The organism is Vibrio sp. Isolate32 (assembly GCF_022397955.1).
GTDB lineage: Bacteria > Pseudomonadota > Gammaproteobacteria > Enterobacterales > Vibrionaceae > Vibrio.
In genome coordinates, this window is record NZ_JAKEUQ010000089.1 from 1 (window position 1) to 551 (window position 551).

Here is a 551-nt window from a genome sequence, read left to right on the forward strand (position 1 = left end):
ACGTGGAACGACGCCACGGTCAGCGGCAGCAGCTGGAGTTACGTGGATGCGAATGTTCGAGCGGATGGCGATAACGTAACGTACCAAGTGCGCGTGCTCGATTACGTTGGCAACGACACCGAGCTCAGTGACAGTCAAGTTGTGCTCTTTGACACTGATGGCAGTGGTGGCGGCACCGGTACGGGTACCGGTGGCACCAGCTCGGGTATCACTGGTGTTGCGATAGACAGCATCACCGACGATTCAGGTCTAGCGACGGACTTCATCACCAACGATGTCGATGGCATCACCGTGAGCGGTAGYCTGACCGGCACGGTCAACAACGACATCGTCCARGTGAGCCTTGAYGGCGGCGCGACGTGGAACGACGCCACGGTCAGTGGCAGCAGCTGGAGTTACGTCGACGCCACCACCCGCACCGACGGGGAAGTGCAGACGTACCAAGTGCGGGTGCTCGATTACGTCGGCAACGACACCGAGCTCAGTGACAGCCAAGACGTGACCTTTGACATTGACGGCAGTGGCGGCGGCACCGGTACGGGTACCGGCGG

At 60.8% G+C, this 551-nt stretch carries 1 protein-coding gene; it reads left to right on the forward strand.

The window, feature by feature from the left end; genetic code table 11:
• Positions 1-551: hypothetical protein (locus L1D11_RS22570; RefSeq protein WP_239862836.1), on the forward strand; the 551-nt coding region annotated here is incomplete at both ends.